Below are 25,251 nucleotides of genomic sequence, written 5' to 3' on the forward strand. Positions count from 1 at the left end.
CAACATTGTGTACAGACGCTGGTGTAAAAGCAATTTCTGTGGGCTGTTCTGATAAACTTTCCGGCACTGATTGAACAGAAGGCGTAAACAGCGGCTCTGCCGGCTCTTTTGCAACTAAATCGTCAACCGGTGAGAAGTTATTCAAGATCGATAAACTTTCCAGAGTAGAGAGTTCTTTTTCCTGCTGGTAATCCTGCACTTGATAACGCTCACGTTGCCACGACGCAACCGCCTGTTTAACAACCTCTGTCTGAACCGGTTCTTCCACTGGAAGTTGATTTTCCGGTTCCGGTTGATTCTGTACTATCTGAGGCTGAGTTGGGGCCTGCTCTTCGATATCCGCAGTGATACGGTAACGCTCATGCTGCTGTTCAAGAAACTGCTGGCGCAACAGCTCTTCCTGCTGTTTATCAGACTCAGTATCATCACAACTATCTATCTGTTGTCTGGCCTCTTCTTCACGCTGTTGCTGTTCTGCAAGACGCTGTGAAGGAACTTTGATGCCATACAGTTCACGGCGGGTTGGCAAACGGACTGGGTTAGGACGGGGCAGTTCTGGCCCGATCCCCCGTTTCACCTGAGAATTGCCTGTGATAACCGTTGCAGAAGCTGCTGCCGCAATATCTTTTGGCTCTGTTTCAGGCGTGAAAGTGAAGGTATCACTGCTGTTTTGCCCGTTGCCAGCTAACTCAAATATTGGAGCCGTTTCAACAGCAAGTTCAGATTCAGGTTTAAAATTATATTCAGAAGGAATTTCAAACATGTAACTAGCAGGTTTGTCACTGTTTTTTTCATGTTCTTCTGTTAATGACTGAGACCATAAAGTGTCATCAGATATACTGACCTGAATTTCAGGTTCAGCGTCAATATCAGCCATATTAATGGTTGGAATATCAGATTGCTGTTTTCCTTCAGCTTCTGCTTTCACTGATTCTGGTTCATCCAGTTCAGCTTTTGCCAATTCCGCGGCTGAAGGTGCCGTAAACAACACATCATCATGATCAACCGCTGTAAATTCGGGTTCTGTTTTACCATTGGTGGAACTCTCCAGCTCAATAGCCGTTTCATCATATAAAGTATATTCTTGCTCATGACGGCTGCGGTTGGTAATAAATCCTATCGCTCCCAGAATCACTGCCCCGGTTTTTTCAGCAATCGTCAACCATGACCAACCCGTAAATAACGTAAACCCAATTGCCCAAACACACAGTAAGACCAGAGTCGCGCCCAATTCATTAAACCAGGGCAACATGGCACTGCCAAACAGACTGCCAATAATACCGCCAGAAGCAAAGTAATGGAGATCATCAACATTCAGCGCGGCTAATCCACATGAAGTCAGGACAATTGCCAATGCACCAATAACGCGCAAAGCAAGCACAAAAAAATCGACATATTCTCTGTCATCATGTTGTCTGAAAGCAGTCCAGCAACCCAATATCATTAGTGGTGGGATGGCATAAGCCAGTATACCGAATGCAGAAAACAGCGTATCGGCCAACCATGCACCAACACCACCACCCAAATTATGGACCGGTTCATGCCACGCAGTCTGAGACCAGCTGGGATCAGAAGGGTTAAAACTGACAAGTGCGACCATCAGATAAGCCGCTAGGATAACAATGACAAGCAACACAGCTTCCAACAGCCTGCGCCCACTACTCAGTCTCTTCAACCTAATATTTTTATCTTCTGTATATTCCTGGCTCAAGAAAGGCTCTCCAGGTTTCCTGTTGATTTAACGGAACAACGCCGAGATAGCTCAGCGTTGAAACTGTATGCATAAACAGGAGTGTACCTAAGTTCTTCCAGTTTTGCACCTGTACATTTTTTTTGACAAGATTTCAGCGAGTCTTAATGACCAAACGGTTACTCTGCTTCACTTCTTCCATCACAACATATGTGCGAGTGTCATTAACACCTGGCAGACGCAGCAAAGTTTCGCCCAATAACTTACGATACGCTGACATATCTGGTACGCGGGTTTTCAATAAGTAATCGAAATCACCGGAAACCAAATGACATTCCTGAATCTCTTCCAATTTCTGCACAGCAGCATTGAATTGTTCAAAAACATCTGGTGCCCCACGGTTTAGGGTGATTTCAACAAACACCAGCAACGACGCATCCAGGTAATGAGGATTCAACAATGCGGTGTAGCCAGTAATAAACCCTTGACGCTCCAGGCGACGCACACGCTCCAAACAAGGAGTCGGCGACAATCCTACCCGTTTAGACAGTTCTACGTTAGAAATTCGACCATCTTTCTGCAATTCATTGAGGATATTACGATCTATACGATCAAGATCTTTTCCCGGACGTTTTTTATTATCTATCATCTTTTGATCTCTCTTTATTTTCCTACACCCATAACATTTTCCCCTATCTCTCTTGAGTCTGAGCTGGAAAAGATGTCTTTTAAAGTTAGAGCCTCGCTCTATTCAGAGTAAAGCAGCTCACAGGCCATTTTCTTCGTGCTGCACAGAGAAGATTATCCGCATATCGATTTGTCGATTTTTATAGAAACGAATTTAGCGAGGTGGATAATTATCTCTTACAGTGATGTTTTCGCAAATGCACAGCCGATTGTCAAAGTAAATGAACAAAAATCAGAACAACCTGTGGAACAAATTTTCAGTTAATCGTTTCGATAGCTCACCATTGATTAAAAATGAGCAAATGAACACCAAACAGTACTAAAAGAACGCTTTTCTCAGGTTAAAGTCATTGCCAGTTAATATCTATCGGTAAAATCGTTAGTAACATGAGTCTTTTAGCTTTTTTTACTCTCCTATTTCTCCTACAATCGCTCAATATACGATATGCGATAAATGGAAATGAGGTATTCATGAGCACCGCCAAACACCATAAACTCATTATTCTTGGCTCCGGCCCGGCAGGCTATACGGCCGCAGTTTATGCAGCCCGGGCAAATTTAAATCCGGTTCTTATTACCGGAGTTGAAAAAGGCGGTCAGTTGACTACAACCACGGAAGTCGAAAACTGGCCCGGTGATCCTGAAGGTCTGACCGGCCCAAGGTTAATGGAACGTATGCACCAACATGCTGAAAAATTCCAGACCAAAATTATTTTTGATCATATTCAAAAAGTTGACCTGCAAAACCGTCCTTTCCGTCTTTATGGTGATGAACAAGAATATACCTGTGACGCACTGATTATCGCAACAGGCGCTTCTGCACGTTATTTGGGTCTGCCTTCCGAAGATGCATTCAAAGGCCGGGGTATTTCAGCCTGTGCAACCTGTGATGGCTTCTTTTATCGTAACCAGAAAGTTGCCGTTGTCGGCGGCGGTAATACCGCTGTAGAAGAGGCTTTATATCTGGCAAATATTGCAGCAGAAGTTCACCTGATTCATCGCCGTGATACATTCCGTTCAGAAAAAATCCTGATTGGCCGTCTGATGGATAAAGTTAAAAACGGCAATATCATTCTGCACACTAATCGTACTCTGGATGAAGTGCTCGGTGATGAGATGGGGGTTACGGGTGTCCGTCTGCGCGATACCCACAGCGGCACAACAGAAGAATTAGCTGTTACCGGTGCATTCATTGCTATCGGCCATACTCCTAACACCGCTATCTTTGCAGGACAATTGGAACTGGAGAATGGTTACATTAAAGTTCAGTCCGGTTTACAAGGTAACGCTACTCAAACCTCAATTCCCGGTGTATTCGCCGCCGGTGATGTAATGGACCACACCTACCGCCAGGCAATTACATCCGCTGGTACAGGTTGTATGGCAGCCCTTGATGCAGAACGTTTTCTGGATGGGCTGGCAGCGAAATAAACTCTTTTTCTTTCAAGACGCTATTTCGGTAGCGTCTTTTCGCATGTAACATATCGGCAGGATGCTGACACTAGTCCAGCCTTTTTGATAATCAGAATTTTTCCTATGGACAAAACAAGACAGTATGAATTGGTTCGCTGGTTGAAGCAGCAAAGTGCTCCGGCCCGGCGCTGGCTCCGCCTGTCCATGCTATTTGGCTTAATCAGTGGTTTGTTGATTATCACTCAAGCCTGGTTACTGGCCTCGATTCTGCAAGCTTTAATCATGGATAACATTCCCCGCGAGTACATCATGGATAAATTCTGGATGCTGACGACAACTTTCGCTCTGCGGGCAATAATCAGTGTTATCCGGGAACGGATCGGTTTTATTTGTGGCAAAATCGTGCGCCAGAAAATCCGCGCGATGGTATTGGATAAGCTTGAACAACTTGGCCCAGTATGGGTTAAGGGCAAACCGACAGGTAGCTGGGCCACGATTATTCTTGAGCAGATAGAGGATATGCAGGATTACTACTCTCGCTATCTGCCACAGATGTATCTCGCCGTAATGATTCCTATTCTTATCCTGATCACCCTATTTCCTGTTAACTGGGCTGCCGCGCTGATTTTGTTCGCGACTGCTCCGCTTATTCCCCTGTTTATGGCACTGGTTGGTTTAGGCGCCGCAGATGCCAACCGGCGAAACTTTGTCGCTTTGGGGCGGTTGAGCGGTAATTTCCTTGATCGTCTGCGCGGGCTGGAAACGTTGCGCCTGTTTTATCGTGGCAAGGCAGAAGTACAACAAATCAGCGAATCTACGGAGGATTTCCGCCGCAAGACAATGGAAGTTCTGAGAATGGCGTTCCTCTCTTCAGCGGTGCTGGAATTCTTTGCTGCTGTTTCTATTGCCGTCGTTGCCGTCTATTTTGGTTTCTCCTATTTGGGTGAGCTTAATTTTGGCAGTTACGGTATGGGCGTGACCCTGTTTGCTGGTTTTCTGGTATTAATCCTCGCCCCGGAATTTTTCCAACCACTGCGTGATCTTGGTACTTATTATCACGCCAAAGCACAGGCGATTGGCGCAGCCGAATCATTGGTGACTTTGCTAAACAGTGAGGGTGAACATGCACCTGCGAGTGGCGATAAAACGCTAAGTAGCCAAAGTTCGCCGGCGATAATCGCTAATAATCTGGAAATTCTGGCTCACGATGGCAACCTGCTAGCTGGCCCGCTGAATTTTACTATAGAGAAAAATCAACGGGTCGCATTAGTTGGACAAAGCGGAGCAGGTAAAAGCTCACTCTTGAATTTATTGTTAGGGTTCCTGCCCTATCGTGGCTCAATACAAATCAATGGCACTGAGCTGCGTGAGTTAGATCCACCGAAATGGCGTGATCAACTGAGCTGGGTTGGGCAAAATCCACACCTGCCTGAGCAGACTTTGCTTGATAATCTTCGCCTGAACCAACCGGATGCAAATCAACAACAAATCTATCAGGTTATGGAACAGGCATACGTCACCGAATTTGTTAATGATTTACCTGATGGGCTGAATACCATCATTGGTGATAATGCAGCACGACTATCCGTTGGTCAGGCCCAGCGTATCGCTGTTGCCCGCGCCTTATTGAAACCTTGCCAATTATTATTACTGGATGAGCCTGTCGCCAGCCTGGATGCTCACAGCGAACAACGGGTTATGCAAACACTGAATCAGGCATCTCATCACCAAACGACCCTGTTAGTTACCCACCAATTGGAAGAAACGCTGGAATATGATCAGATCTGGGTTATGGAAAAAGGGTTAATCATTGAACAGGGAGATTACCAGATACTGAGCCAATCTCAGGGAGCATTCGCCCGTCTGTTATCTCATCGGAGTGAGGAGCTTTAGTTATGCGGGTATTGCTTCCTTTTCTGGCGCTCTATCGCCGCCATTGGTTTCTTATCAGTTTAGGTATGGTTCTGGCGATTGTTACGTTACTTGCCAGCATAGGCTTACTGACGCTGTCTGGTTGGTTCCTTGCCGGCACCGCGCTGGCAGGTTTTGCCGGACTTAATACATTCAACTATATGCTACCGGCCGCAGGTGTCCGTGGTGCCGCTATTCTTCGTACTGCCGGACGCTATGCTGAACGGCTGGTCAGCCATGATGCAACTTTTCGTGTACTGGCACATTTGCGGGTATTTGCCTTTCAGAAAATTTTGCCACTTTCACCGGGAGGAATCGCCCGTTTTCGCCAGGGTGAATTACTCAACCGGTTAGTTGCTGATGTTGAAACGTTGGACCACCTCTATTTACGGGTAATTTCACCGATATTCGCAGCCGTTATCGTTATCATCGTCCTCACTTTCGGCCTCGGTTTTCTGGATCTCACATTAGCCTATACCCTTGGCAGTATTATGCTGACTCTGCTGATCCTGCTGCCATTTGTATTTTATCACGCAGGTAAACCCATCGGTCGCGATCTGACCATTCTGCGTGGTCAATACCGCACCCAACTCACGGCGATATTGCAGGGGCAAGCCGAATTGATGGTATTCGGCGCTCTTGGACGATTCCGGGAATCGATGGCGGATGTTGAATCACGTTGGCTAAAGCGTCAACAACAGCAAGCTAATCTGACCGGCTTGTCACAGGCAATTATGATTTTTGCCACCGGTATGACCGTCACATTAATCCTGTGGATAGCCGCTAATGGTGTGGGAGATAATAGTCATCCAGGCGCTTTGATTGCTCTGTTTGTCTTCTGTTCGCTTGCAGCTTTTGAAACCCTGGGTCCTGTCGCGGTTGCATTCCAACATCTGGGACAAGTCATTACCTCTGCAACCCACGTTTCCCAATTGATGCAACAAGAACCGGAAGTGACTTTTCCGGCGTCAGGGCCGGAAAGTTCAGAGCAAGTCAGTATTAACATTAAAAATCTCAGTTTCACTTACCCCGGTCAGCCATTACCTGTCCTGAAAAATATTTCTCTCTGTTTGAAAACAGGAGAACATATCGCTCTGTTAGGAAAAACAGGTTGTGGTAAATCTACGTTGCTACAGTTACTAACCCGTGCCTGGGATGCTGATTCAGGCACTATCTGTCTGAACCAACATCCTATTACTGTTTATGACGAACTGGCTCTACGCAGTATGATATCGGTTGTTCCACAACGTGTTCATGTATTCAGCCATACGTTGCGTGAAAATTTATTATTGGCAAAACCAAATGCCGCCGATAATGAGCTGAAAACTGTACTGAAACAGGTAGGTTTAAGCAATCTGCTGGAAACGGATGAGGGGCTTAACTGCTGGATGGGCGAAGGTGGTCGTCAGTTATCCGGCGGTGAACAGCGCCGTCTGGGCATTGCCAGAGCGTTACTGCACTCAGCGCCACTCATGTTACTGGATGAACCAACGGAAGGACTTGATGCGGATACTGAACAACAAATTCTGTCCCTACTGCGCCAACGTTGCCAGCATAAGACATTGATTATTGTTACCCACCGTCTGTACGGTCTTGACCATATGGACCGTATTTATGTCATGGATGAAGGTGCCATTATTGAACAAGGACAGCATAATGAGTTACTGGCTCGACAAAGCCGCTATTATCAGTTTTATCAGCGGCAATATCAGATTCGTCCTGAATCGGAGCTGTAATACACCATGCCAATAATTCAACTGGATGATGATCCATATGACTTCCCTCACCCAGCAGAGGCATTAATGGAACCGAACGGCCTGCTGGCAGTGGGCGGAGATTTATCCCCTGAGCGGTTAAGCGCAGCTTATCATCAAGGAATTTTCCCCTGGTTTTTACCAAGTGAAATACCGCTTTGGTGGTCGCCTGATCCACGTGCGATAATCATGCCGGGTGAATTGCATACTGGCCGGACATTACGCCGGTTTCTGCGCAATCATCCATACCGCATTACGGTGAATCACGCTTTTGAACAGGTGATTCATTACTGCGCTCAACGGCAGGAAGGAACCTGGATAGGCAGGGATATCCAACAAGGTTATCAGGAGTTACACCAGACAGGAAAGGCGCATTCGGTAGAGGTCTGGTATGGTGAACATATTGTCGGCGGCCTGTATGGCGTCAGCGTTGGCACTTTATTTTGCGGTGAATCTATGTTCAGCCGAATGGAGAATGCATCCAAATGCGCTTTCGTTGCTTTCTATCACCATTTTCTGCGATACGGTGGTGAACTGCTTGATTGCCAGGTGCTAAATCATCACACTGCTTCACTGGGAGCAAAGGAAATATCCAGGAAAGAGTTTATTCAGTATCTTTATCAATTCAGAAACCGGTCATTAAAACCTGGCTGCTGGTTACAACAAGTACTAGAATTATAATCAACATTTTACCAACCAATGTTGATTATGGCGGGAATGCAACCATGAGTTATTTGCAAATATAGTGGTTTAAAAGACAACATTCCTTTACATAATGAGGGTTTTTCGGCATTATCTTGCCGGTTAAAAACGATGGTTATTAAACTTAGAGGATTAGATGGCCAAAGAAGACAATATTGAAATGCAAGGTACCGTGCTGGACACGCTGCCAAATACTATGTTCCGCGTTGAATTAGAAAACGGGCACGTAGTCACTGCTCACATCTCCGGTAAAATGCGTAAAAATTACATCCGCATCCTGACAGGCGACAAGGTTACAGTTGAGCTGACCCCATATGACCTGAGCAAAGGCCGTATCGTCTTCCGTAGCCGCTGATTCATTACCGTTTCAGGTATTACACCACAGGTAATAGCAACTTTGTATTCACCTGTGGTGTGACCCTATCAGTGCACTACGTCTTCCGGTTTCTGCTTATAAGCATTGCTGAAATCGTAAGTCAGTGCCCGTTTTGCCTTATCCAGATCAATACGAACCGAACCACCGTGAACTAATGAACCAAACAATAGTTCGTTGGCCAACGGTTTCTTCAGACTATCCTGAATAACCCGGGCCATTGGGCGGGCACCCATCGCTTTGTCATAGCCTTTATCACATAACCATTGACGGGCATCCGCACTGACCTCCAGTGAAACGCCTTTTTCATCCAATTGTGCTTGCAGTGCGACAATGAACTTATCGACTACCTGTTGAATAACTTCAATAGAAAGCGCATTAAACCAGATGATACCATCAAGGCGGTTACGGAATTCCGGTGTAAACACCTTCTTAATCTCTTCCATCGCATCAGAGCTGTTATCCTGCTGCTTAAATCCAATGGATGTGCGCTGAGTTTCACGTACGCCAGCATTCGTTGTCATAACGACAATAACGTTACGGAAATCCGCTTTACGGCCGTTGTTATCGGTCAGAGTACCGTTATCCATGACTTGCAATAACAGGTTAAAGACATCTGGATGTGCTTTTTCAATCTCATCAAGCAACAACACTGAATGAGGATGTTTAATCACCGCATCCGTGAGCAATCCCCCCTGATCAAAACCAACATATCCCGGTGGCGCACCAATCAAGCGACTGACGGTGTGGCGCTCCATATATTCCGACATATCAAAGCGCAATAACTTGATATTCAGTGCCCTGGCAAGCTGTATAGTGACTTCTGTTTTACCCACCCCTGTCGGGCCGGCAAGCAGGAAAGAACCCACTGGTTTATTATCCTGCCCTAATCCCGCACGACTCATCTTGATTGCTTCGGTTAATGCTGCAATCGCTGTATCCTGACCAAATACCAGCATCTTCAGCCGATCATCCAGCGTCTTCAATACATCCTTATCACTAGCCGAAACTGTTTTTTCAGGAATACGTGCAATACGCGCAACAATAAATTCAATATCCGACACATTGATCGTTTTCTTACGCCGGCTGATCGGCACCAAACGAGTGCGCGCCCCCGCTTCATCAATAACATCAATGGCCTTGTCTGGTAAGTGACGATCGGTAATATATTTCACTGATAAATCAACCGCAGCGCGGATAGCTTTCGTGGTATAGCGTACATCATGGTGTGCCTCATATTTTGGCCGCAACCCTTTAATAATCTGTACCGTCTCTTCTGGTGAAGGCTCAACAATATCAATCTTCTGAAAACGACGAGCCAGCGCCCGGTCTTTTTCAAAAATATTACTGAACTCATGATATGTCGTAGAACCAATCACCCTGATACGCCCACTAGATAACAGAGGTTTAATCAGATTAGCCGCATCAACCTGCCCCCCTGACGCCGCACCAGCTCCGATAATGGTATGGATCTCATCGATGAATAGAATACTTTTTCTATCCTGCTCAAGGTTTTTTAACAAGGCTTTGAAGCGTTTCTCAAAATCACCGCGATATTTAGTGCCTGCCAGCAATGAACCAATATCCAGTGAATAAATCGTACAGTTAGCCATCACTTCCGGTACGTCTTTTTGTACAATCCGCCATGCCAACCCTTCTGCAATAGCTGTTTTACCTACCCCCGATTCCCCTACCAATAGTGGGTTATTTTTCCGGCGACGGCACAGTACCTGAATCGTTCTTTCCAGCTCATCCTGGCGGCCAATCAATGGATCAATCTGCCCTCTTTGAGCAAGTTGATTAAGATTAGTTGTAAAATTCTCCAACCGATCTTCACCAACAGGCTGTTCTTCCGCAGATTGAGCACCTATCCCCTGATGATCCGATTCACTGTCTTCTTTCTGCGTTCCATGAGAAATAAAATTAACCACATCCAAACGACTAACATCATGTTTACGCAGCAAATAAGCAGCCTGAGACTCCTGTTCGCTGAAGATAGCCACCAACACATTAGCACCGGAAACTTCTGAACGCCCAGAGGACTGAACATGAAATACCGCGCGCTGAAGAACTCGTTGGAAGCTCAAAGTTGGCTGAGTCTCCCGTTCATCATTCTCAGGCAGCAACGGTGTTGTTTGTAAAATAAAATTCTCTAGCTCCTTACGCAATTGAGCCAGATCGACCTTGCACGCTTCCAATGCTTCACGCGCTGATGAATTGCTTAACAATGCCAGCAATAGGTGCTCCACGGTCATAAACTCGTGTCTGTTATCCCGCGCTTTAGCAAAGGCAATATTAAGACTAAGTTCAAGCTCTTGATTGAGCATAGGCACCTCCCCCTAAAATCAGTATACTTGGTCAGATTTTTTCCAGCGTACAAAGTAATGGATGCCCGTGCTCCCTGGCATACATGTTTACCTGAGCCGCTTTAGTTTCTGCCACCTCTGCGGTATAAACCCCACAAATAGCTTTACCCTGATAATGGACATCCAACATTAATTGCGTTGCCCGTTCAACATCATAAGAAAAGAACTTTCGTAATACGTCAACTACAAACTCCATCGGAGTGTAATCATCATTGTTAAGAATGACCTGATACATTGATGGCGGTTGCAATTTTTGCTGTTGCTCATCCTTAACCAATTCTTTACTTTTCAAACTATTATGATACTCGCTCATTGTTTTTCCAACAGGATTAATCGCTAATACCAGCCACTGCCAGCAAATAAATTACGTTCCCATTTATCTTATCATTATCTGGGCAACTCCGTTTACCACAGGTTATTCCCCTATAAAACCCCGGTATAAAAGTGAATGAACGAAACTCATATCGTTATCTATATCAAACTTTAGTCATTCAAAACAACCAGACATTTGTTCTGTGCTTGACGAGAATTTGATTTTCACTACAGTATGTTTTGTGAACAAACATAGATAATGTAACTGGTTACATGTAATTGTTTACGAATGTTATATTAACGACTCATCTCAACCGACATGATTAAACGAGGGATGTAAAAGTATGGAGACAGGTACTGTTAAGTGGTTCAATAATACTAAGGGCTTTGGGTTTATTTGTCCGGCAAGCGGCGGAGAAGATATATTTGTTCATTACTCAACCATTCAGATGGAGGGTTACCGGACGCTGAAAGCAGGCCAGAAGGTGCATTTCAGCGTTCATCAAGGCCCAAAGGGAAATCATGCCAGCATTATTGTTCCTCTTGAAAACAATCCCAAAGGCCAGATAACCTGACCTATGGGTAATAACCAGGTGTTACCTTTACACACCGCAGGCAATTTTGCCTGCGGTGTGACATGACTTCCACTTTCTATTCTCTCGCCAAAGCGTCTATCGGATCAAGACGGGCAGCATTACGGGCCGGTAAAAATCCAAATATCACACCAATTGCGGTAGAACAAGCGAAAGCACTAAGTAAAGCCACTGGCTGGAAAACAAAACTCCAGCCAGGCAGTGCCAGTTGAGCAATAAATGCAATCGTATAAGACAGTGCTATTCCCAAAACACCGCCTACCAGACAAACCAAAATAGCTTCTATCAGAAACTGCTGCATAACATCGCTGGTTCTGGCCCCTACGGCCATACGGATGCCAATCTCTCTCGTGCGTTCAGTCACCGAAACCAACATAATATTCATGACCCCGATACCACCAACGATCAGTGAGATTACCGCCACCATTGTCAAAAACAGCTGTAAAGTACGGGTCGTTTTTTCCACCGTTTTTATCAGCATATCCGTGTTATAGGTGAAAATATCCTTTTTCCCGTGGCGTAAAGTCAGCAATCGAACAATCTTCTGTTCTACTTCCTTAGAGCTGTGACCATCCTTGATTCTGACAACAATTGAATCCAGATAATTCCGGTTGAGCAGGCGACTGGTCATCGTGCTATAAGGTAACCAGACATGTAATGAACTATCACTGCCTAATGCCGATTTTCTTTCAGCTATCACCCCGACAATAGTGGCAGGCATATTACCCATTAGAATGACTTCACCAATCACATTTTTTTGATGAGGAAATAATTTACGCTGGGTATTTTTATCAATAACCACAACTTGCCCCTGACGGCGTACCATATCCGATGTAAAACTCATTCCCTGAGCAAAGTACAAAGCATAAACCTGAAAATATTCATCACCAATGCCGGAGACTCTCGCAGCAACATCAATGTTTCCTTTACGAAGGCGCGTCCCTCCCTCAATATCCGGTGAAACCGCCAGAATATAGGGTTGTGCTCTGATAGCGTCTACATCCGCGATTTTCAGCGCTTGCTTACTGACCGGATCGTCGCTGCCAAAATCTTCTCCCGGATAAATACTAATGGTATTCGTTGCAATCTCTTTAATATCGGATAACACCAATGCCTTGGCGGCATCGCCAATAACCAAAATAGTCACTACAGACGCGATACCAATAATAATCCCTAACATCGTCAACAAGGTCCGCATCTTGTTGACGACCATCGCCCGCCATGCCATCAATAAAGCTTCATTAAATCGGCCAAAAATCTGACGTATTGATGATATTTTTGATGTTATCGGTGGGGCTTCCGTCACGGTTTTACTCAATTGCGAGCCCGAGTCATTCATAATGTGACCGTCTTTGATCTCAATAATCCGCTGTGCCTGCGCTGCGATTTTTGGATCATGCGTGACAATAATAACGGTATGCCCCTGTTCACACAGTTGTTTGAGGATAGCCATCACCTCTTCACCAGAATGGCTATCCAGCGCCCCTGTTGGCTCATCAGCCAAAATAACCTGACCACCATTCATCAACGCCCTGGCGATACTGACCCTCTGCTGCTGTCCACCAGAGAGCTGCCCTGGCCGATAGTTGACTCTCTCGTCAAGCCCCAGACGACCAAGCAACTCTATTGCTCTCTGTCTGCGTACAGTTTTAGCCGCCCCGGCGTAAATCGCAGGAATTTCTACATTCTGTTCAGCAGTCAAATGGGTCAGCAAATGATAACGCTGAAAAATAAACCCAAAATGCTCCCGTCTCAGTGCCGCCAGTTCATCATTATTCAGTTCAGCAACATTCTGCCCCGCGACCCGGTATTCACCACGACTGGGTTTATCAAGACAGCCAAGGATATTCATCAGTGTCGATTTACCAGACCCGGAAGCGCCAATAATCGCAACCATCTCACCGGAGTGAATAGACAAGGTGACATCATCAAGTACTTTTATCTGTTGCTCGCCAGCGGAATAGCTGCGCTCTATGCCTCTCAGCTCAAGTAACGCATTCATTACTCATCCCCTGTTTCACCACGACCGGTAATCACCTGCTCATGTTCTTTCAAACCGGACAAAATCTGTACATTCACATCATTACGTACACCAATAACCACTTCCTGTTTCTCTTCTTTCCCCCCCTTCAGGATATCCACCTCATAGCGGGTTGGGGTAATCTGTTTACCCAGAGCAGAAAGCGGGAGCATTAACACGCCACGATGGGAATCGAGCTGGACTTTTACTTGAGCCGTCATTTGTAAACGCAAAAGTTGCTTAGGGTTAGGCACCTCAAAACGGGCATAAAAGAAAATTGCATCATTAATCTTTTCTGGCGTCGGCAAGATATCTTTCAACACACCAGTGAAATTTTTATCAGGTGCGCCTAATACGGTAAACGAAGCTTTCTGACCGGGTTTCAGGTCAATCACATCCGCCTCTGAAACTTCTGCTTTTACCAGCATCGTGCCAAGATCAGCCAATGTCAGAATAGTCGGGGCTTCCTGTGCCGCAATGACCGTTTGCCCCTGGAGTGTTTTAATATTGACAACAATACCCTCCATCGGCGCGGTAATACGGGTGTATTGTAAATTAGCCCGGGCAGTATCAAGGCTGGCCTGATTTTTACTGATTTGCGCCAGCAAAGTTTCTACCTTCGCTCTTTTCACTTCAACATCCGTTTTAACCTGATCCAATTCCTGGTGAGAGACTGCCTGCACTTTTGCCAGATTGTTCTGACGTTGTAATGTCAGCTGCGCCAGTTTCAATTGCGCCCTGGCCTCCATCAGATTAGCGTTTAATTCTTTAATCGTCGCTTCAACTTCTTTTACTTGGTTTTGAGCCGGTTTAGGATCGATCAATGCCAGTAATTGGCCTTTTGTCACCTTATCACCCACTTCAACATACAAGTTCTGCAACTGACCACTAACCTGTGCCCCTACATCTACTTTTCTGACAGCATCCAGCTTCCCTGTGGCCAGGACATTTTTCTCCAAATCGCCTTTAATAACAGATACAGTCTGATATTTAACCGTTTCTGGCCCATGCAGAAAATACCCCAGAAGCAATGCGATAACTGCCACAATAGCTAACAACCCCACCCATCGACGTTTCGAACGAATAAAATTCATTTAAATATCACCATCTTAAGCATTGGATAAAAGAAATGATAAAAAACAATGTTTCCTGTAATGCTACGAATAACCAGAAACTTCCACTCAATCCCAGAAAGATGTAGTCCCCATTCGATTTTTATACCCACTGAAAGTTCACCCACCTTAAGAATAAAAAATTCTTTGAGCAACAACATACTTCACCCTATCCTGGCTATTCTCTTAATGTAAAAAAATTGTTATCTTTATTTTTGTGGCCTTTAAGGCTGATTTTTATACGAAACTTGGATAAATAAAGACGTTAACCGTTTTAAAGGATGTTAATTATGTATTCTGGGCTGCTGATCATTCTTTTGCCGTTAACTCTAGGTTATCTTATCCGTTTGAATAATCAAACAGGGTTAAATGCTGTTCATCGTCTCCTTAATGCGATGGTCTATGTCATTCTGTTTTTAATGGGAATAAGTTTAGCTTTACTGGAAGATTTAAGCCGTAACCTCTTCTCTATTTTTCAATATGCCACTGTATTTTTCTTATGTATTTTCGCAGCCAATATGCTGGCATTATTCCTACTGGAAAAACGCGATCCTTGGATTACTAACTCGCATAAACAGGAAAAACCCCCTTCCCGTTTACATATGATTTTTGAATCACTGAAATTATGTGGTGTCCTGATTTTAGGTTTCCTGATTGGGCTTACCGGCTGGTCATGGTTACATTTCGCCAGTCGTGCCAGTGAAATTGCTCTGGTTGTTTTGCTGTTATTGGTAGGTATTCAATTACGTAACGGCGGTATGAACCTGAAACAGATATTACTAAACCGCCGGGGCACAACTATTGCGCTTGTTGTTGCGGTCAGTGCGCTCGCCGGTGGTGTGGTTGCAGCGCTTATTCTTGGGCTGCCAGTGAAAACTGGTTTAGCGTTGGCTTCCGGCTACGGCTGGTATTCTCTCTCTGGTATCTTACTTTCCGATGCTTACGGCCCCGTCATCGGCAGTGCCGCGTTCTTTAATGATCTGGCGCGTGAACTTGCAGCAATTATGCTCATTCCGGTTCTGGTCAATCGGTATCGGTCAAGCGCAATAGGGCTAAGCGGTGCAACTTCTATGGATTTCACTCTGCCGGTATTACAACGATGTGGTGGAGTCGGTATTGTTCCGGCAGCTATTGTTCACGGTTTTTTGTTGAGCTTACTGGCCCCTTTACTGATCGCATTCTTTACTTAATCAGAATTTAAGCCACAATGACACTTGATATTATTGATGATAATCTGAGCGCTTAATTACTAAGAAGTAAGCAATAACTATTCATCTCCCGCTGTATGGAAACAGAATAAGTAAGCTTTTGTTAACGAATTGTACAAAGCGCGAGTAGAACAGATTAATCAGACATGTAATTGAAATATCAATTAATAATATTCTATGCGTAAGATATTGCATAATTATGCCAACGGGTTTAGCATCGAGATAAACCACTGACTATTCAGAATTAAAGCATGAGTATTCAATTAAAAAGCATTGATTGCTATTACGGCGCACATCAGGCACTGTTTGATATTAATCTTAAGTGTTCTTCAGGGGAAACGATGGTTTTGCTAGGGCCAAGTGGCGCAGGTAAAAGCACGTTGTTGCGGGTATTAAACCTGCTGGAAATACCGCGATCCGGCCAGTTGACTGTTGCTAATCATCAATTCGATTTTTCACAAACACCAGGAATAAAGGAGATTCGTTCTCTACGCCAGAATGTCGGTATGGTTTTTCAGCAATATAATTTGTGGCCTCACCTCACTGTTATGGATAACCTGATCGAGGCACCTTGTCGTGTGCTCGGTTTATCCAAACAACAGGCTCAGGAAAAGGCGGATAAGCTACTTTCCCGTTTGCGCCTGGAAGATTTTGCTGGTCGCTTTCCACAACATTTATCCGGTGGGCAACAGCAGCGGGTCGCTATTGCACGGGCATTGATGATGGAACCACAGGTTTTATTATTTGATGAACCAACGGCAGCACTGGACCCGGAAATCACCGCCCAAGTGGTGAATATTATCCATGAATTATCCGCAACAGGTATTACACAGATTATCGTTACCCATGAAGTGGAAATCGCCCGTAAGGCCGCTAGCCATGTCGTCTATATGGAAAACGGCCGCATTATAGAACAAGGTGATATCAGCCATTTTACCCAACCACAAACCAAAGCCTTTGCTAATTATCTGTCACACTAACTATTATAGGATATAGCGATGAAAAAATTACTCCTTGCCGCCCTCCTGGGGACCGTTACTTTATCTGCAACCGCCACGGGAAAAGAAACCCTTCGTTTTGCCACGGAAGCCACTTATCCTCCTTTTGAATTCATTGATGCAAATAATAAAATTCAGGGTTTTGATATCGATCTGGCCAATGCTATCTGTGAGCAAATTAATGCGACATGTACTTTCACTAACCAATCATTTGACAGCCTGATCCCAAGCCTGAAATTCCGTCGCTTCGACGCTTTAGTGGCAGGTATGGATATCACCCCTGAACGCCAGAAACAGGTTGATTTTACTGACACTTATTACGATAACTCAGCGATATTTATCACAGTTAAAGACAAGGTTTCCAGCATCGCTGAACTGAAAGGCAAACAAGTGGGTATCCAGAATGGTACAACTCACCAAAAGTACCTGATGGAACAACGAAAAGAGATTAAAACCGTTCCCTATGACAGCTATCAGAATGCCATTCTGGATCTGAAAAATGGCCGTCTGGAAGCTGTCTTCGGTGACACCGCCGTTGTCAACGAGTGGCTGAAAAAAAATGAAAACCTAAGTACTGTGGGTAATAAAGTCACTGACAAAAATTACTTTGGTATCGGTTTAGGGATTGCAGTGCGTAAAGGCAACAAAGAGCTACAGGATAAACTGAACAAAGCACTGGCTGAAATCAAACGAGATGGCACTTATGACATCATCTATAAAAAATGGTTTGAATAATAACTGAATCTCAATGAATGAATTTCAATCTCTAGCAAGTGCCGCCGGCATCACCGTCGGCCTTGCCGTTTCTGCGTTAGTTCTAGGTCTGATTTTAGCCATGCTATTTGCTGCCTGGGAATCCGCGCGATGGAAACCTTTTGCCATGCTCGGCACCTGCTGGGTCACCCTTTTCCGGGGATTGCCCGAAATTTTAGTAGTGCTGTTCGTCTACTTCGGCGCATCACAACTTCTGATGACACTGGCGGACGGCTTTGATGTTTATCTTATCTTCTGGCATCCCAGAATTCAGATAGATATTCAGGATTTTTATGTCAGCCCATTCCTTTGTGGTGTCATTGCGCTTTCCCTGCTCTACTCTGCCTATGCATCCCAGACACTTCGGGGCGCGATAAAAGCCATTCCTGCCGGCCAATGGGAAGCGGGTCAGGCATTAGGTCTCGGCCGCACTGAAATATTTTTCCGCCTGATAATGCCTCAGATGTGGCGACATGCTCTGCCAGGGCTCGGTAACCAATGGCTGGTTTTACTGAAAGACACCGCATTGGTATCGCTTATCAGTGTTAATGATCTGATGCTGCAAACCAAAAGTATTGCGACACGAACTCAGGAGCCCTTTACCTGGTATATGATCGTGGCGCTTATCTATCTGATTATCACCCTGATCAGTCAGTTTATTCTGAAGAAAATTGAGATGCATACCACACGCTTTGATCGGAGTGCTTCCTGATGCTTGAGTATATTCAACAAATTCTGTCAGGGCTGCAAACCAGTCTGAGCCTGACCGTTGCGGCTCTTTTTACCGCTTTCATAATGTCCGTGCTGTTCACTATGGTTCTGACCATCAAATTACCGGTACTGACACAGCTGGTAAAAACCTACATTACTCTGTTTACTGGTACGCCTTTACTGGTGCAGTTCTTTCTGGTTTATTACGGGCCTGGGCAATTTCCATCGTTAAAAGAGTATCCGTGGCTTTGGCATTTACTGTCTGAACCCTGGCTGTGTGCAATGGTAACACTGGCGCTCAACAGTGCAGCCTATTCTACGCTGCTATTCTACGGCGCAGTAAAAGCCATTCCCGTAGGTCAGTGGCAATCCTGTCAGGCGCTGGGAATGTCTAAAGCGCAATCCATGCGGATCCTGCTGCCATATGCCTTCAAACGGGCGTTGTCTTCCTATTCCAACGAAGTTGTGTTGATTTTCAAGAGTACTTCTCTTGCAAGTACGATAACTTTGCTGGAGGTAATGGGATACAGTCAGCTTCTGTTTGGCCGTAATTATGATGTGATGGTTTTTGTTGCCGCAGGTATGATTTATCTGTGTGTTAACGGTATCCTGACTTTGCTGATGCGGATGATTGAACGCCGCGCGCTGGCTTTTGAGCATCGTAATTAAAAGGGATAGGCGTTCCTACCGGAATCCCAGGCACGTCTATCATTCAGTTTTGATTTAACACCAATAACGTCAACACTTCGTAATGCTCAGTATGAGGGAACATATCAAACAACTGCGTTTTTTCCACACGGTAGTTGACCAACTCACTGATATCTTTCGCCATTGTCTGAGCATTGCAGCTTGAATAAAGAATATAATCCGGTGCCATTCTACTGAGATAATCACACAGCTCTTTACCAATTCCCCGACGAGGTGGATTGACCAGAACCAATTGAGGAATGTGATCTTTTGCTACAGCAAAGTGCGTTGAATCCAAAGCCTGGAACTCAATGTTTTCCAAACCCAATGTTTTGGCCGAATCAGCGGCACAATCAATCGCTTCAGAGCTGATTTCAATTCCAGTTAAACGGGTATTTTTACCCGCACAATGAAGGCCAAAACCACCAACGCCACAGAACAGATCCCACATACTGCTGATTTTCAGTTCACGAACCCAACGCCCTGCCGTCGCATACAACTCAGAAGCAATTTCCGGGTTAGTCTGGAAAAAACTGCGTGGCCGAATATAAAGAGGAACGCCATTAAATTCTTCTTTTAGTGCTTTTTGCTCAGTAAACAGGATCTCCTTTTCACCTTCCAGGATCGCCATATGGATTGGCTGAATATTGGCAGAGATAACCTTAAGCTGTGGCAATTGCTCCCACAACCGGGGCAAAGCACGTTCCAGTTGAGCAATTTTCGTTTCAGAACGCAGTACAAAACGCAGCATCATTTCACCGCTATGACGGCTTTCCGTCAGTAACAGGTATTTCAGCTCACCCCGTTTACGGGCAACGTTATATGGCGTCAATCCAGCACAAGCAATGAAAGATTTAACGACATCAAATACAGGCTGAAAATGCGCTGGATAGAGAGGACAGTTACACAGATCAACAGCAATCCCATCGCGATGCAACATGCCCAGCAATGGACGCTCTACACTGCCACTGACGACCATTTTAGCTTTATTACGAAAGGCGTTTTGTTGACTGGCAATCGGAGGCAACCATTGATTCACGATGGTTTGGCAAAATAACTGTTTTAAATTCTGCTGCTTATCTTCTAACTGCTGAAAATAGGGTTTTTCGAGCCACTGACAGGAGTGACAATGCCCAGCGGAATACTGCGTACATTGCATTGTTGAATGACCGTGTTGGAAATATTAGTGCAAAGTAAAAGTCGGTGTTTTAACGGAAGTCTGTGACTCTTCTTCCTCTTCAATCTCACCCTCGATTTCGATATCACTGTTAATATACAACAAATTATTACTGTGAATTTCAAAAATCACACCCGCAACCTGTTCTTCGCTCTGCTGCAAAAAATGAGAAAATTGGGAAAAAGTCAGCCCGGCTGAAACAAGGAAAGATTGACATACCACTAACTTCGGTAAGTTTTCATCCTGAATATCAAGAAAAGCCTTAATCGTCAGCGAACTCGAGTTAATCTGACTTAGATTAGCCATCAGAGGAATAATTGCTGTTGGCTTCACCTCAGCCAAAGCAGAGAACAAAATTACATTGTCCAACAGATCAATTTTAGCATCGAATAAACCATCAATATTCTGCATATGAGGTAGATGCAATGCCAGGCATGAATCGCACTCAAAGTAGGAAATTTTGAGCTGATCCAACCACTCACGCAATACTGATAAGTCAGGAATGACAAGTGAACCCATCTAACAACCCCATACAACGGAAAATGAAAAAGCGCTATAGCTTACGAAATAATTCTTTATCGCGCTATCACCAATAGCTGATAAATTATTTTTCTTTACCGTTATCGCTCCCCTTTGTCTTATTTTTGCTCTCTTTTTTATCATCGATTCCCAAAAAAGAGAGGCAATATACTGCACGCCAGATAATGTTGACCGCAGCAGGAACCAAACAACCAATACCAACGAAAATCATAACAATATGCGCTACTGGCGTCATTAGTAGATCCGTTAAGATGACAATATCATTAACAGTCAAATATGCCAGTATCAGCCACCCGATGCCGATAATTTCCAGCAAGATAACCTGTTTTGGCATATCTACCAATGAACTCATACGGTCTTTATGACTCTTCATTGCACCCTCACTGACGACATTGTATTGCATTATACTACCGAAAGCCCGCAGCCAAAATTGGTATGATTAATTAAAACAAAAGGCAATTCCTGCTTTTTTTTGCTCATCTATACAGGCATAGTAGCGATAAACGAACATGAGCAATACAGCAAACAACACTATTTTAAGATAACCAAAAGGAGTTTATATGTTTACTGTGATTTTCGGCCGTCCTGGCTGCCCATACTGTGTCCACGCAAAAGAACTGGCTGAACGACTGAAAGAACAACGTGATGACTTTGACTTCCGTTATGTTGATATTCACGCAGAAGGCATCACTAAAGCGGATCTGGAAAAAACAGTCGGCAAACCCGTAGAAACTGTTCCACAGATTTTTGTTGATGAAAAACATATCGGTGGTTGCACAGATTTCGAAGCGTATGTAAAAAAACACCAACTGTTGCAATAATCAAACTTCACGCTTTACTTTGTTGCTGTAAAAATAACGCGGGATTATTAATAACCATTGACCAGGTTGACTTGTGCAAAAAATGTCATTTTCATCAAATCGAAAAAAAATTTGTCTTTTTTTCTTAATCACGAAGAACTTTTCTGCCAAATCGTAGTCTGACTTAATGCCACTGCTTTTCTTTGATATCCCCATATTGAGGAACCCGATAGTTCATCCATTTTGGTTCAAGACTATCGGGTTTTTTTATTGCCTGAAAAATATGACCTTCATCAACACATCACCATTCTACTGATGCTCAAGCTATCAGGCATGAGTACTATCACAGGGCCAAACCAGAGTATAATCTTATATATATCAATAAATTGATGATTTTTTATCATTATTACCACCTGATATTTTCTTGATGGAAATATAAACCAAAAATAAATAACACACATAATCAAGACAATTATTCTTTACTCACAAGCCAAGCAATTTTACTCTCTTGCGTCCAGCTGTCGTGATGTACATAAATAAATGACCATATGTGAGGCCCGATTTGTTAGAGCAAATGAACCATAATCTGTTTACTTTTTTCAATGCTACGCCTGAATCATCACCTGTCATGATTGCAACGGCTATTTTCATTGCGAAATACCTGGTTCTTATTTTCCCTCTGACATTGGCTGGTTTCTGGTTTTGGGGTTCAGAGCGCGCTCTTCCCCATCATCGGATTATCGTCAGTAAAACCACCATGTCTTCCTGTTTTGCGATGCTAGCCTCATACTGTATCGGTTTACTCTGTCCTCACGATCGCCCTTTCGTCGAAGGTTTTGGTTACAATTTTCTTCTCCACGCGCCAACAACCTCATTCCCAAGTGATCATGGGACAATTGTCTTCACTTTCGCTTTATCCTTTCTGTTCTGGTACAGAATCTTACCTAGCCTAGGTCTGATGACAACTGCACTGGCTATCGCATGGGCCAGAGTCTATTTAGGCGTTCATTGGCCGATGGATATGGTTGGGGCATTTCTCGTCAGCCTGATGGGGTGTGCTTTTACACAAATGGTATGGACTCTGTTCGGCGAAAATTTGCAAAAAAAATTACACAGCCTGTATCAGCGCAGCTGCTCTTTTCCTATCCGGAAAGGTTGGATAAAAAGCTAGCAACACACTGCCAATAAAAACCCAGGCTCACAAAAGTGCAGGTTTTTATGCCAGTACCGTGTTTTCAACAGACAATATACATGCAACTTAATTATCCCAGATAAGCAGATTTCCGTCTTAATCAAAATCTTTTTATTAGAAATTATTGGCTAATTTCATACGCAAAAATGAACATTAGTTAAACAACAGGATAATATCCCACATTCTATTTAACATTTATTTGCCTTTAAACTCAGCTCAACTCTTTCCATAAATCAAGAAAATCTGTACAAATCACTATGTAAATAAATACATAACGAAAGAGATTATTAAAACCTGATCAAAGAATGAATAGTACATATTTCATGCATATTATTGATGCTATCAATCTGATATTCTTATTTTATATATATTTTTCACAAAGATACAAACATCACACAAGATATACCTATTTTCATATCTGGTAACGAATTGATATTTATCAATTTATTAACTATTACTTCTATTTGTCGCTTGCATTTATTAATATGTAAACACAAGATAGAAAATAGCAAAAACATAAGAGAATAATGAGAGTTGAGTAATAGATAAATTGAGGTTATAATTTGACCTTATTAAAATTGGCAATATTCAGGTAACAATTACATTAAATTTCGTAACATGATGACTTTTCGGGATATATTACGCATTTGAGATGATGATCACAGTACTATTCACTAAAAATCGCTATCTTGCCGAAATCAAAATTTTAGCTTTAACATTCCCAAACTTTCTTTCAAAAGAGAAAGTAAAGCGAAAATTCTGGCTGACTAATTTAAAGTCTAATTTTCGACCAAGATGTTAATGTGGTAATAAAAACGTTTAAATAAAAACCAGAGATATTTAAAGAAATTATATTTATAAAGAAAGAGTTAGACCACACGCATTTACATGCCTGCGGCATTGTAGTTTTGTTTTTTAATTTACCGCGTTATTCTCGGAGATAACTATGGATATGACTCAAACAGGTACGATCGCTTCCCCGGCTACCAGCCCAAGCGATTATAAAACCTGGCGTAAATCAGATACAGTATGGATGCTTGGCTTATATGGTACCGCGATTGGTGCTGGTGTGCTGTTTCTACCCATCAACGCAGGTATTGGTGGTCTGCTGCCACTGCTGGTGATGGCACTACTGGCTTTCCCAATGACATTCTTTGCTCACCGAGGAATGTGTCGTTTCGTTCTGTCCGGCAAGAATCCAGGTGAAGATATTACCGAGGTGGTAGAAGAACACTTTGGCAACTTGGCAGGTAAATTGATCACCCTGCTCTACTTTTTCGCTATCTATCCGATTCTGCTGGTTTACAGTGTTGCGATTACCAACACCGTAGACAGTTTTATTGTTCATCAATTACATCTGCCCTCACCACCTCGTGCCTTGCTGGCTCTGATCTTAATTGTCGGTATAATGAGCATCGTTCGTTTCGGTGAACAAGCTATCGTTAAGGCGATGAGCGTACTGGTATTCCCATTTGCTGCAGTTTTGATGCTATTGGCGTTTTACCTGATCCCTAACTGGAACACCGCTATCTTCGAAAACATCACTGTTTCTACCGCGGGTGCAAGCCATGGACTGCTGATTACTCTGTGGCTAGCGATTCCAGTCATGGTGTTCTCCTTCAATCACTCACCAATCATCTCCGCGTTCGCGGTAGCAAAACGTGGAGAGTATGGCGAAAACGCTGAGAAAAAATGCTCCCGCATTCTGGCATACGCGCACATCATGATGGTTGCGACCGTCATGTTCTTCGTATTCAGTTGCGTATTGAGTCTGTCTTCAGAGAACCTGGCAGAAGCCAAAGCACAAAATATTTCTATTCTGTCTTATCTGGCTAATCACTTTAATACACCAGTGATTGCCTACATTGCTCCGTTTATTGCATTCATCGCAATTACCAAGTCTTTCCTTGGTCATTATTTGGGGGCTCGTGAAGGTTTTAACGGTATGGTTGTTAAGACACTGCGCGACCAGGGCAAAACCATTGAGCCTAAAAAGCTGAATCGTATCACGTCCATTTTCATGTTAGTAACCACATGGATAGTGGCTACCCTGAACCCAAGTATCCTGGAAATGATCGAAAGATTGGGTGGCCCGGTTATCGCAATGTTGCTGTTCATTATGCCAATGTATGCAATCCGTAAAGTACCTGCTATGCGCAAATATAGCGGCAAACTGAGCAACATATTTATCTTCTTCATGGGGCTGGTTGCTATCTCCGCCGTCCTTTACTCGCTATTTGCATAATAAACAC

23 protein-coding genes are annotated in these 25,251 nt (G+C 43.9%); 14 read left to right on the plus strand and 9 right to left on the minus strand.

What is annotated here, in order from left to right; translation table 11 throughout:
- Positions 1–1,711, minus strand: a 1,711-nt coding sequence (locus tag ACGF63_RS13080) for a DNA translocase FtsK 4TM domain-containing protein (RefSeq protein ID WP_387631307.1), incomplete at its 3' end; no start/stop codon positions are given.
- A gap of 133 nt (positions 1,712–1,844) precedes the next feature.
- On the minus strand, positions 1,845–2,339 hold the full coding sequence (gene lrp / locus ACGF63_RS13085) for a leucine-responsive transcriptional regulator Lrp (protein WP_011145896.1): 495 nt from the start codon (positions 2,337–2,339) through the stop codon (positions 1,845–1,847).
- Between the two features lie 509 nt (positions 2,340–2,848).
- Here lrp and trxB point away from each other — a divergent pair.
- The 5 genes from trxB (at position 2,849) to infA (ending at position 8,512) form a co-directional block, all read left to right on the plus strand.
- Positions 2,849–3,808, plus strand: a complete 960-nt coding sequence (gene trxB / locus ACGF63_RS13090; RefSeq protein ID WP_152962823.1) for a thioredoxin-disulfide reductase — start codon at positions 2,849–2,851, stop codon at positions 3,806–3,808.
- A 105-nt stretch (positions 3,809–3,913) separates the two neighbouring features.
- Positions 3,914–5,683, plus strand: coding sequence for a cysteine/glutathione ABC transporter permease/ATP-binding protein CydD (gene cydD, locus ACGF63_RS13095; RefSeq protein WP_387631310.1), 1,770 nt, complete (start codon positions 3,914–3,916; stop codon positions 5,681–5,683).
- 2 nt (positions 5,684–5,685) lie between these two features.
- Positions 5,686–7,437: a cysteine/glutathione ABC transporter ATP-binding protein/permease CydC gene (gene cydC, locus ACGF63_RS13100; RefSeq protein WP_387631313.1), complete on the plus strand. Its 1,752-nt coding sequence runs from the start codon at positions 5,686–5,688 to the stop codon at positions 7,435–7,437.
- 6 nt (positions 7,438–7,443) lie between these two features.
- Positions 7,444–8,136 carry a leucyl/phenylalanyl-tRNA--protein transferase gene (gene aat, locus ACGF63_RS13105; protein WP_036850962.1) on the plus strand — a complete coding sequence of 231 codons (693 nt, stop codon included), beginning with the start codon at positions 7,444–7,446 and terminating at the stop codon, positions 8,134–8,136.
- A 157-nt stretch (positions 8,137–8,293) separates the two neighbouring features.
- The gene (gene infA, locus ACGF63_RS13110) at positions 8,294–8,512 is read left to right on the plus strand and encodes a translation initiation factor IF-1 (RefSeq protein ID WP_002211347.1); all 219 of its coding nucleotides are present in this window, start codon (positions 8,294–8,296) and stop codon (positions 8,510–8,512) included.
- A gap of 68 nt (positions 8,513–8,580) precedes the next feature.
- Here the strand turns inward: infA and clpA are convergent, their stop codons facing one another.
- Positions 8,581–10,857, minus strand: coding sequence for an ATP-dependent Clp protease ATP-binding subunit ClpA (gene clpA / locus ACGF63_RS13115; protein WP_152962820.1), 2,277 nt, complete (start codon positions 10,855–10,857; stop codon positions 8,581–8,583).
- A gap of 31 nt (positions 10,858–10,888) precedes the next feature.
- Positions 10,889–11,209, minus strand: coding sequence for an ATP-dependent Clp protease adapter ClpS (gene clpS, locus ACGF63_RS13120; protein WP_036850957.1), 321 nt, complete (start codon positions 11,207–11,209; stop codon positions 10,889–10,891).
- 343 nt (positions 11,210–11,552) lie between these two features.
- On the opposite strand from clpS, the gene cspD reads away from it, so the two are divergent.
- Positions 11,553–11,783, plus strand: coding sequence for a cold shock-like protein CspD (cspD, locus tag ACGF63_RS13125; RefSeq protein WP_152962819.1), 231 nt, complete (start codon positions 11,553–11,555; stop codon positions 11,781–11,783).
- Positions 11,784–11,859: 76 nt separating this feature from the next.
- Here the strand turns inward: cspD and macB are convergent, their stop codons facing one another.
- Together macB and macA are read right to left on the minus strand one after the other, a co-directional pair.
- Entirely contained in the window at positions 11,860–13,803 is a 1,944-nt protein-coding gene (gene macB, locus ACGF63_RS13130; RefSeq protein WP_132352145.1) for a macrolide ABC transporter ATP-binding protein/permease MacB, read from the minus strand.
- Positions 13,803–14,915: a macrolide transporter subunit MacA gene (gene macA, locus ACGF63_RS13135; RefSeq protein ID WP_387631319.1), complete on the minus strand. Its 1,113-nt coding sequence runs from the start codon at positions 14,913–14,915 to the stop codon at positions 13,803–13,805. The genes macB and macA overlap by 1 nt, the downstream gene beginning before the upstream one ends.
- Before the next feature lie 308 nt (positions 14,916–15,223).
- Here macA and ACGF63_RS13140 point away from each other — a divergent pair, with 308 nt between their 5' ends.
- The 5 genes from ACGF63_RS13140 (at position 15,224) to artM (ending at position 19,272) form a co-directional block, all read left to right on the plus strand.
- Positions 15,224–16,123 carry a lysine exporter LysO family protein gene (locus tag ACGF63_RS13140; RefSeq protein ID WP_387631322.1) on the plus strand — a complete coding sequence of 300 codons (900 nt, stop codon included), beginning with the start codon at positions 15,224–15,226 and terminating at the stop codon, positions 16,121–16,123.
- 269 nt (positions 16,124–16,392) lie between these two features.
- Positions 16,393–17,121 (plus strand): arginine ABC transporter ATP-binding protein ArtP, encoded by a 729-nt coding sequence (gene artP / locus ACGF63_RS13145; protein WP_387631324.1) that lies wholly within the window; start codon positions 16,393–16,395, stop codon positions 17,119–17,121.
- Positions 17,122–17,139: 18 nt separating this feature from the next.
- Positions 17,140–17,874 carry an arginine ABC transporter substrate-binding protein gene (gene artJ, locus ACGF63_RS13150; protein ID WP_036850937.1) on the plus strand — a complete coding sequence of 245 codons (735 nt, stop codon included), beginning with the start codon at positions 17,140–17,142 and terminating at the stop codon, positions 17,872–17,874.
- A 13-nt stretch (positions 17,875–17,887) separates the two neighbouring features.
- Entirely contained in the window at positions 17,888–18,604 is a 717-nt protein-coding gene (artQ, locus tag ACGF63_RS13155) for an arginine ABC transporter permease ArtQ (protein WP_036850933.1), read from the plus strand.
- On the plus strand, positions 18,604–19,272 hold the full coding sequence (gene artM / locus ACGF63_RS13160; RefSeq protein WP_036850930.1) for an arginine ABC transporter permease ArtM: 669 nt from the start codon (positions 18,604–18,606) through the stop codon (positions 19,270–19,272). The genes artQ and artM overlap by 1 nt, the downstream gene beginning before the upstream one ends.
- A 43-nt stretch (positions 19,273–19,315) precedes the next feature.
- On the opposite strand, the gene rlmC is transcribed toward artM, so the two are convergent.
- From rlmC to ACGF63_RS13175, 3 genes are all read right to left on the minus strand, one after another.
- Positions 19,316–20,449 carry a 23S rRNA (uracil(747)-C(5))-methyltransferase RlmC gene (rlmC, locus tag ACGF63_RS13165; protein ID WP_152962815.1) on the minus strand — a complete coding sequence of 378 codons (1,134 nt, stop codon included), beginning with the start codon at positions 20,447–20,449 and terminating at the stop codon, positions 19,316–19,318.
- Between the two features lie 24 nt (positions 20,450–20,473).
- Entirely contained in the window at positions 20,474–20,986 is a 513-nt protein-coding gene (locus ACGF63_RS13170) for a YbjN domain-containing protein (protein WP_152962814.1), read from the minus strand.
- Positions 20,987–21,071: 85 nt separating this feature from the next.
- Positions 21,072–21,410 (minus strand): YbjC family protein, encoded by a 339-nt coding sequence (locus ACGF63_RS13175; protein ID WP_239002427.1) that lies wholly within the window; start codon positions 21,408–21,410, stop codon positions 21,072–21,074.
- Between the two features lie 157 nt (positions 21,411–21,567).
- Between ACGF63_RS13175 and ACGF63_RS13180 the strand changes: the two genes are divergently transcribed.
- The 3 genes from ACGF63_RS13180 to ACGF63_RS13190 all read left to right on the plus strand — a co-directional run bounded on the left by ACGF63_RS13180 (position 21,568) and on the right by ACGF63_RS13190 (position 25,244).
- Positions 21,568–21,828 carry a GrxA family glutaredoxin gene (locus tag ACGF63_RS13180; protein WP_152962813.1) on the plus strand — a complete coding sequence of 87 codons (261 nt, stop codon included), beginning with the start codon at positions 21,568–21,570 and terminating at the stop codon, positions 21,826–21,828.
- 553 nt (positions 21,829–22,381) lie between these two features.
- Entirely contained in the window at positions 22,382–22,978 is a 597-nt protein-coding gene (gene ybjG / locus ACGF63_RS13185; protein ID WP_036850915.1) for an undecaprenyl-diphosphate phosphatase, read from the plus strand.
- Between the two features lie 967 nt (positions 22,979–23,945).
- Positions 23,946–25,244: an HAAAP family serine/threonine permease gene (locus tag ACGF63_RS13190; RefSeq protein ID WP_387631330.1), complete on the plus strand. Its 1,299-nt coding sequence runs from the start codon at positions 23,946–23,948 to the stop codon at positions 25,242–25,244.
- Positions 25,245–25,251: the final 7 nt, after the last annotated feature.

The sequence above is a fragment of the Photorhabdus sp. RM322S genome (genome assembly GCF_042879395.1).
Lineage (GTDB): Bacteria > Pseudomonadota > Gammaproteobacteria > Enterobacterales > Enterobacteriaceae > Photorhabdus > Photorhabdus khanii.

Bases quoted from the DNA above. Each gene is read 5' to 3' on its own strand.
- lrp (WP_011145896.1), bottom strand. From the start codon at position 2,339: ATGATAGATAATAAAAAACGTCCGGGAAAAGATCTTGATCGTATAGAT.
- trxB (WP_152962823.1), top strand. From the start codon at position 2,849: ATGAGCACCGCCAAACACCATAAACTCATTATTCTTGGCTCCGGCCCG.
- cydD (WP_387631310.1), top strand. From the start codon at position 3,914: ATGGACAAAACAAGACAGTATGAATTGGTTCGCTGGTTGAAGCAGCAA.
- cydC (WP_387631313.1), top strand. From the start codon at position 5,686: ATGCGGGTATTGCTTCCTTTTCTGGCGCTCTATCGCCGCCATTGGTTT.
- aat (WP_036850962.1), top strand. From the start codon at position 7,444: ATGCCAATAATTCAACTGGATGATGATCCATATGACTTCCCTCACCCA.
- infA (WP_002211347.1), top strand. From the start codon at position 8,294: ATGGCCAAAGAAGACAATATTGAAATGCAAGGTACCGTGCTGGACACG.
- clpA (WP_152962820.1), bottom strand. From the start codon at position 10,857: ATGCTCAATCAAGAGCTTGAACTTAGTCTTAATATTGCCTTTGCTAAA.
- clpS (WP_036850957.1), bottom strand. From the start codon at position 11,209: ATGAGCGAGTATCATAATAGTTTGAAAAGTAAAGAATTGGTTAAGGAT.
- cspD (WP_152962819.1), top strand. From the start codon at position 11,553: ATGGAGACAGGTACTGTTAAGTGGTTCAATAATACTAAGGGCTTTGGG.
- macB (WP_132352145.1), bottom strand. From the start codon at position 13,803: ATGAATGCGTTACTTGAGCTGAGAGGCATAGAGCGCAGCTATTCCGCT.
- macA (WP_387631319.1), bottom strand. From the start codon at position 14,915: ATGAATTTTATTCGTTCGAAACGTCGATGGGTGGGGTTGTTAGCTATT.
- ACGF63_RS13140 (WP_387631322.1), top strand. From the start codon at position 15,224: ATGTATTCTGGGCTGCTGATCATTCTTTTGCCGTTAACTCTAGGTTAT.
- artP (WP_387631324.1), top strand. From the start codon at position 16,393: ATGAGTATTCAATTAAAAAGCATTGATTGCTATTACGGCGCACATCAG.
- artJ (WP_036850937.1), top strand. From the start codon at position 17,140: ATGAAAAAATTACTCCTTGCCGCCCTCCTGGGGACCGTTACTTTATCT.
- artQ (WP_036850933.1), top strand. From the start codon at position 17,888: ATGAATGAATTTCAATCTCTAGCAAGTGCCGCCGGCATCACCGTCGGC.
- artM (WP_036850930.1), top strand. From the start codon at position 18,604: ATGCTTGAGTATATTCAACAAATTCTGTCAGGGCTGCAAACCAGTCTG.
- rlmC (WP_152962815.1), bottom strand. From the start codon at position 20,449: ATGCAATGTACGCAGTATTCCGCTGGGCATTGTCACTCCTGTCAGTGG.
- ACGF63_RS13170 (WP_152962814.1), bottom strand. From the start codon at position 20,986: ATGGGTTCACTTGTCATTCCTGACTTATCAGTATTGCGTGAGTGGTTG.
- ACGF63_RS13175 (WP_239002427.1), bottom strand. From the start codon at position 21,410: ATGCAATACAATGTCGTCAGTGAGGGTGCAATGAAGAGTCATAAAGAC.
- ACGF63_RS13180 (WP_152962813.1), top strand. From the start codon at position 21,568: ATGTTTACTGTGATTTTCGGCCGTCCTGGCTGCCCATACTGTGTCCAC.
- ybjG (WP_036850915.1), top strand. From the start codon at position 22,382: ATGAACCATAATCTGTTTACTTTTTTCAATGCTACGCCTGAATCATCA.
- ACGF63_RS13190 (WP_387631330.1), top strand. From the start codon at position 23,946: ATGGATATGACTCAAACAGGTACGATCGCTTCCCCGGCTACCAGCCCA.